The sequence below is a fragment of the Cognatishimia sp. F0-27 genome (assembly GCF_020667845.1).
In the GTDB taxonomy this organism is placed as follows: Bacteria; Pseudomonadota; Alphaproteobacteria; order Rhodobacterales; family Rhodobacteraceae; genus JAFMPQ01.
Genome location: NZ_JAFMPQ010000071.1, coordinates 1 through 6,181, shown reverse-complemented (window position 1 = coordinate 6,181; position 6,181 = coordinate 1). Strand labels below are relative to the sequence as shown.

Here is a 6,181-nt window from a genome sequence, read left to right as displayed (position 1 = left end):
TCAGAACCGCCTTCTTCAGATACTCTCTCGCCATTCCTAAGGTCCTATCTGTAAATGTCCGGCAACAGCGCCGTCGAGATAAACGGCACGTATGCAAGGGCCAAGAACGCCGCTCATGCGAAGGCACGTTGCACTTCTTTGCAAGCGTTTACATACTGGCAAACAAGCAATTCACGACAAAGGATCTGCAAATTCGGTGTTGTGAAAAGCGTGGGTAAACCTCCGGTGAGCAGATGGCAGGCCGATCCAGAAAACCGACACAGGCCAGCAACGCGCGGCAACCGGACAGCTCCGACAGCAAGGGGCCGGTCCTGCCGACACTGGAAGACGTGGCACGAGAGGCCGGTGTCTCCACGGCTACGGTATCGCGCTGCATCAACGCGCCAGACCGTGTGGTCAAGGCAACCCGAGAACGGGTCCAGAACGCGATTCAGGCGTTGGGCTATTCTCCGAATTTTGGCGCCCGTGCGCTCGCTGCGAAACAGACAAATACCATCGGCGCCGTGATTCCAACCATGGAGAACGCCATTTTTGCGCGTGGCCTTCAAGCCTTTCAAGAAACGCTGGCCGAGGCGGGTCAGACGCTTCTGGTTGCAAGTTCGGGCTACGATCCGGGGATCGAGGAAGAGCAGATTCGCACTCTGATTTCCCGCGGTGCCGATGGTTTGCTGTTGATTGGTTACAATCGGTCAGAACGAATCTACGAGTTTCTCGAGAAACGCCATATTCCTTATGTGGTCGCCTGGGCCTACGACCCCGGTTCCAGCGCCACCGCCGTGGGTTTCGACAATGCAGGGGCGATGGCCGCCCTTGCCTCTGAAGTGCTGCGCCAGGGCCATCGGCGGCTTGCAATCATCTCTGGCCACAGGGCAGGCAATGATCGTGCAGAGGAGCGGGTCAGAGGGGTGCGCAGCGCGGCACGGGCATTCGGTCTTGATCCTGACGATATTGACGTGATCGAGACGGTCTACTCGGTCGACTCCGGCGGCACGGCCATGGCGCAGTTGCTCGACAGGAAGGACAGACCCACAGCGGTGATTTGCGGGAACGACGTGCTGGCAGTTGGCGCGATTCGCAAAGCCCAATCGCTTGGCTTTCGAGTTCCACAGGATGTTTCTGTCACCGGGTTTGATGACATCGAGTTGGCCACACTCATAGATCCCGGCCTGACCACTGTCCACGTGCCACACAGAGAAATGGGACGGCAGGCGGCGAGAAGCATTCTAGCCCTTTTGAACGAGAGCACAGAGCTGAACACGGTTTGCCTTGAAACGTTTATCGTTCATCGCGGTTCGCTTGGCAAAAGCGACGCGTGAGGCGCCGCGGCGAAACGCATAACCCCATCCAGACGATTCGGCTCATTCCTCTTGTGCGGTGCTCGTCTCCTTCTTGCTCTTGAAATCCGGCACGCTCGATGCAGCGATGTTAAGCGCAATCTGCGAAGAAGTCCTTAACTGCTCTAAAAGTCCAAGGCGCCTTGCGGTCAGCCTCCCGGGACGTGTCGCACTTGGCAACAAATTTTAATCAAACACCGTTTCTTAACCCTCTTGCCGGATGGTCACCAACGTGCAGGACCGAGCATGAGCCCGGTTCTTGAACCGCCGAAGCAGCGTCTCGCCACCCTGTGAAGACACAGAAAATGAGCTCGGAAAAATGAAGTTTCTCAGCAGTCTAGCAAGTCCAACGATCATTTTGGCGGTGATACTCATGGCGGTTATTGTCATGATGATCCTCCCTGTCCCCGCCGCTGTGCTCGATGTGGGTTTGGCCGCTTCCTTTGGTTTGGCTATTCTGATCTTCACGATTACGCTGTTTATCGAGCGTCCTCTTCAATTCTCATCTTTCCCTGTCTTGCTGCTCGCTGCCTTGATGCTGCGGCTATCTCTGAACGTCAGCTCGACCAAGCTGATCATCGGCGAGGGCCATACCGGGACAGATGCCGCCGGTGACGTGATCCAGGGTTTTGCGGCGTTCATCATGAGCGGCAGCCTCCTGATCGGAATCATCGTGTTCCTTGTCCTTTTGATCGTGAACTTCATGGTCATCACAAAAGGGGCGTCCCGCATGGCCGAAGTCTCCGCACGCTTTGCCTTGGACGGCATGCCGGGCAAGCAATTGGCCATCGACGCGGACATGGCTGCCGGCGCGATCACACATCAGGAAGCGAAGCTGCGCCGGGAAACAGACCAGCAGGAAACCACCTTTTTCGGATCGCTGGACGGGGCATCAAAATTCGTCAAGGGCGATGCCGTGGCCGGCCTTCTGATCACGGCGCTCAATCTGTTGATGGGCATGATCGTGGGAATCTTCGTCCACGACATGCCCTTGGCGCGCGCAGTTGAAACCTATTCGATCCTCACCGTCGGCGACGGGCTCGTGACCCAGATCCCCGCTGTTATCATCTCCGTGGCGGCGGGCCTCCTCCTGGCACGGGGAGGCACTGTCGGCGCGACCGACAAAACGGTGACAGAGCAGATTGCGCGCCACCCTCACGCGCTCATGGCCGTAGCAATTCTCCTTTTCCTCTTTGCGCTGGTGCCCGGCCTTCCGTTTCTGCCTTTCCTGTTCGGTTCTCTAACCCTGGGTGCCACGTCTTTGTATCTTCTGCGGAAGATCCCGGATTCGGACGAAGAGCAGGCGGAGGAGATAGACGACGACCCTGTACAGGAACGCATAGGCGATCTTCTCGACGTCGACGATATACATGTCGAATTTGCACCTGACCTTGTCGGCATGGTCCTGGATCCGTCAACGGGCCTCGACCTTCGCATTGAAAACATGCGCAAATATGTCGGCACCAATTACGGGCTCATCCTACCCGAGATCCGCTTGACCGATGCTGCAATCTTACCGACCGGCGTCTATTGCATCCGAATCCACGGGGTGGAAATGGCGCGCGGCGAACTCAACCCCGATATGGTCATGGCACTGGCCCCGGACGACATGGCCTTGCTGCCTCCCGGCAACGATGTCTCCGAACCGGTCTACGGGGCGCCCTCTCGCTGGATTTCTCCACTCGATCAGGAAAAAGCCTCTTTGGATGGCATTACCATTGTTACCCCATCCGAGATACTGGCCACACATTTGCTCGAAGTTGTCCGCAAGAACTTCGGGCGTCTATTGACGCTTAAAACGCTCAAGAAACAGTTGCACGAGATCTGCAATATCTCCAATGAAAGCAAGGCCCAGGCCAACAAGCGGCTTATCGACGACCTCATCCCGGAGAAGATCAAAACTGATTTTCTCCTCCAAGTCTTGCGGCTCTTGCTTAAGGAGCATGTTTCGATACGGAATCTCCCCTTGATCCTCGAAGCGATGGTGGAAGCGCAGCAAGTTACCAATTCGCCAGAAGCCGTCTGCGAACAAGTTCGGCAGAAACTTGGCTTCCAAATGGTCTCTGAGTTCAAGCGACCGGACGGGACCATACCTTTGCTTCAACTATCGCCCGAATGGGAGGATATGTTTCGAAACTACCAAGTCGAAAGTGAAAACGGCACGCCACAAATTGCTTTACCTCCGGAATCCTTTGATACTCTAGTCGATGGAATCACTTCTCGACTGAATGAATTGCAAGTTCGCGGAGTTAATCCAGCAATACTCACCTCTTCCCGACGACGTCGCTTCTTGAAAACCCTCATTGACTCCAGAGGCATCATCGCAACGGTTCTATCTCACGAAGAACTTGGTCTCGAAGCCAAACCTTCCATCGTAGGTGTCATACCAACATGACAATTCTGCAACAATTCAGTGATGAAGCCCTATTTCTCTGGATACCCTATTTTATTGTATTCTTGAGAGTTGGTACCGCCATGACGTTCATGCCAATTTATGGCGAAAGCTGGATGTCCGTGCGGATCAAAGTCGTTGCTTCCCTGATATTAACCATGATTATGACTCCGGCGGTCATTGGTTCAACGTCTTTTCAAAGCTCGCCAAACTCACTCAACGTCATAGCCTTATTACAAGAAGTATTGATCGGTCTCTTACTAGGTCTGGTATTTCGATTTTTCATTATGGCCATCCAAACTGCAGGATCTATTGCCGCTCAGTCAACATCCTTGGCGCAATTGATGGGACAAACAGGAATGGACCCTCTGCCCGCTATTGGACACATTATGACCCTAGCAGCACTTACGATTCTTGTAATATTTGGATTCCACTATAATATTATCAAATTTATTGTTCTGACGTATGATATGTTTCCTTACGGGAAATTGATTCCGATTGCATCAATTGTCGACGTGTTCCGACAACATGCAAACACGATATTTAATCTCGCTTTTTCTCTAGCGGCACCATTCCTCATATTGTCTCTGCTCTACAACCTAACTCTCGGAGTCATAAATCGCGCCATGCCTCAACTGATGGTCGCATTTGTTGGAGCTCCTGTGATATCCTTTGCCGCGATATTATTCCTGTTACTATGCATCCCAGCGATCTTAATTACCTGGCTGTCTGGCGTTCAACAATTCCTGATTAATCCGTTTTAGCAATGTCCGAGAATGAAGAAGCAGCAGACAAAAGCTTTGAACCCACTCAGCGCAAACTTGAGCAACAGCGAAAAAAGGGTGAACTCGCACGCTCAACCGATCTTTTAACTAGTGCTTCATATTTTGGAGCGCTCGTTTCATTTTTAGTATTTGGTGGGTATTGCCTTATATATTTCGGAAATATATTCATACCCTATTTCGACCACAAGGTTTCTCTATCCATTGACTTGATCGAGGATCCTTCTCCGGTTCAATCTGGTCACCTGATCATTGAGGTTTTTCTTGCAGGCTATCCGTTTTTCATCGTGCCTCTGCTATTTGTTTTCACCACACTGATTTCGTCCAGGACGTTAGTATTTTCAATTGAAAAATTGGCAATAAAGGGATCAAGAATTTCAATTCTCTCTAACGCAAAAAACAAATTCGGCAGATCTGGCCTGTTTGAATTTTTAAAGAGCTTCACCAAACTTCTGATCTATTCAATTCTCTTGGGCTTTCTCTTATACTCCAATATCGATATTCTTGTTGGATCCAGCACTGGAACAACACAAGAAGTTGTTCAGCTTATGCTATCTCTTATCTTGGAATTTGTTGTTTACACATGCTGTATCAGTTTGGCAATTGGAATTGTTGATTACACATGGCAGCACTTCGATCATTTACGAAAAAACAGGATGACCCATAAAGAAATGAGAGATGAGGTTAAGGAATCGGAGGGCGATCCTTTCTTGAAGGCAAAGCGAACACAACGGGGGCAAGAAATTGCGCTTTCCCAAATGATTGCGGACATCAAGGAAGCTGATGTTGTTATTGTGAATCCCACCCATTTTGCTGTTGTACTTAAATGGACCAGAAAACCGGGATCTGCTCCGTTATGTGTTGCAAAGGGAGTAGATTCAATCGCATTGAATATCAGAAAGGTCGCAGGGGAGAGTGGCGTTCCAATTCACTCTGATCCTCCAACGGCCCGAGCTCTTTTTGCAACGACAAAAATCGGAGAAGAAATTGCGCCGAAATTCTATAAACCTGTGGCTGCAGCAATTAGGTTTGCAGAGCAGATGCGTCACAAAGCTCGCAGAGGATACTGAATGATGAATGATCTGAGTGAGTTGATTGAAGTCTCTCAAGTCATCAAACAAAATAGACTATCAAGGCATAAATCGCTCGTTGATAATTTGGATAGGTGTATCCTCGAAATTTCTTCCTTGGATGAGGAAATTGCAGATTGTTGCTCGCGCTTTGAAATGGCTGCGACAACCTCAGAACGCAGAGCTTATGAAAATTGGGAATTATGGCTTTTGAACAAGCGTGTTGAGCTGATGAGAACAGCGGCAAAATATCAATCGCAAATACTTGACTCGCAAGGCGTGTTAATGGATACGATTTCTCAAGCGTCCGCGTTGCAAAACTTGAATCATATATCGATGCTCCATAGGAAGTCGGTCAATCAGAAACTTGAACTAGAAGAGTATCTAGATTTGAATACCGTAGCGTCAGCTTTCCACAAAGGGATATAGAACTTTTTGCATAACTATTGAGATTTTTTGATTTTCGCGCTATTATGGAATCTTTTAGAGGCAGGTTGCTCAGAATAATTTAGGTCATGTTGACAAAAGACGCAGCCAGAGGCGGATGGACGTGATGTCTATGAAGCCGAGGAAACTTTCAGCGGTCTTGTCGTAGCGGGTTGC

5 protein-coding genes and 1 pseudogene are annotated in these 6,181 nt (G+C 50.4%); 5 read left to right on the top strand and 1 reads right to left on the bottom strand.

Translation table 11 applies throughout. The features are described 5' to 3' along the window. Nucleotides 1-233: 233 nt before the first annotated feature. The 5 genes from J1C49_RS21200 to J1C49_RS21180 all read left to right on the top strand — a co-directional run bounded on the left by J1C49_RS21200 (nucleotide 234) and on the right by J1C49_RS21180 (nucleotide 6,007). Nucleotides 234-1,316, top strand: a complete 1,083-nt coding sequence (locus J1C49_RS21200; RefSeq protein ID WP_227447815.1) for a LacI family DNA-binding transcriptional regulator — start codon at nucleotides 234-236, stop codon at nucleotides 1,314-1,316. Between the two features lie 337 nt (nucleotides 1,317-1,653). After that, nucleotides 1,654-3,729, top strand: a complete 2,076-nt coding sequence (flhA, locus tag J1C49_RS21195; RefSeq protein WP_227447814.1) for a flagellar biosynthesis protein FlhA — start codon at nucleotides 1,654-1,656, stop codon at nucleotides 3,727-3,729. Next, a complete protein-coding gene (locus J1C49_RS21190; RefSeq protein WP_227447813.1) occupies nucleotides 3,726-4,490 on the top strand; it encodes a flagellar biosynthetic protein FliR in 765 nt (254 codons plus the stop codon). Before flhA ends, J1C49_RS21190 begins: the two co-directional genes overlap by 4 nt. Nucleotides 4,491-4,492: 2 nt before the next feature. Beyond that, complete coding sequence (locus tag J1C49_RS21185; protein ID WP_227447812.1) at nucleotides 4,493-5,578, top strand: flagellar biosynthesis protein FlhB; 1,086 nt, start codon at nucleotides 4,493-4,495, stop codon at nucleotides 5,576-5,578. Further along, entirely contained in the window at nucleotides 5,579-6,007 is a 429-nt protein-coding gene (locus J1C49_RS21180) for a hypothetical protein (protein WP_227447811.1), read from the top strand. Nucleotides 6,008-6,091: 84 nt separating this feature from the next. Here the strand turns inward: J1C49_RS21180 and J1C49_RS21175 are convergent. Beyond that, nucleotides 6,092-6,181: pseudogene (locus J1C49_RS21175) on the bottom strand (IS5/IS1182 family transposase); the annotation flags it as partial.